At 54.1% G+C, this 1,106-nt stretch carries 1 rRNA gene (running past one end of the window); it reads left to right on the forward strand.

Annotated features, from left to right (window positions below):
* Positions 1–1,106: ribosomal RNA gene (locus tag sphst_RS20140) — 23S ribosomal RNA — on the forward strand (its annotated part extends 1,626 nt beyond the left edge of the window); the annotation flags it as partial.

The following is a 1,106-nucleotide window of genomic DNA, read 5'->3' on the forward strand; positions in this document are numbered from 1 at the left end:
TTGGGTAGAGAATACCAAGGCGCTTGAGAGAACTCGGGTGAAGGAACTAGGCAAAATGGCACCGTAACTTCGGGAGAAGGTGCGCCGGTGAGGGTGAAGGACTTGCTCCGTAAGCTCATGCCGGTCGAAGATACCAGGCCGCTGCGACTGTTTATTAAAAACACAGCACTCTGCAAACACGAAAGTGGACGTATAGGGTGTGACGCCTGCCCGGTGCCGGAAGGTTAATTGATGGGGTTAGCTAACGCGAAGCTCTTGATCGAAGCCCCGGTAAACGGCGGCCGTAACTATAACGGTCCTAAGGTAGCGAAATTCCTTGTCGGGTAAGTTCCGACCTGCACGAATGGCGTAACGATGGCGGCGCTGTCTCCACCCGAGACTCAGTGAAATTGAAATCGCTGTGAAGATGCAGTGTATCCGCGGCTAGACGGAAAGACCCCGTGAACCTTTACTATAGCTTTGCACTGGACTTTGAATTTGCTTGTGTAGGATAGGTGGGAGGCTTTGAAGCGTGGACGCCAGTCTGCGTGGAGCCATCCTTGAAATACCACCCTGGCAACTTTGAGGTTCTAACTCAGGTCCGTTATCCGGATCGAGGACAGTGTATGGTGGGTAGTTTGACTGGGGCGGTCTCCTCCTAAAGAGTAACGGAGGAGTACGAAGGTGCGCTCAGACCGGTCGGAAATCGGTCGTAGAGTATAAAGGCAAAAGCGCGCTTGACTGCGAGACAGACACGTCGAGCAGGTACGAAAGTAGGTCTTAGTGATCCGGTGGTTCTGTATGGAAGGGCCATCGCTCAACGGATAAAAGGTACTCCGGGGATAACAGGCTGATACCGCCCAAGAGTTCATATCGACGGCGGTGTTTGGCACCTCGATGTCGGCTCATCACATCCTGGGGCTGAAGCCGGTCCCAAGGGTATGGCTGTTCGCCATTTAAAGTGGTACGCGAGCTGGGTTTAGAACGTCGTGAGACAGTTCGGTCCCTATCTGCCGTGGACGTTTGAGATTTGAGAGGGGCTGCTCCTAGTACGAGAGGACCGGAGTGGACGAACCTCTGGTGTTCCGGTTGTCACGCCAGTGGCATTGCCGGGTAGCTATGTTCGG

Origin of the sequence: Sphingomonas sp. STIS6.2 (assembly GCF_000732685.2) — a bacterium.
Taxonomy (GTDB): domain Bacteria; phylum Pseudomonadota; class Alphaproteobacteria; order Sphingomonadales; family Sphingomonadaceae; genus Sphingomonas; species Sphingomonas aerolata.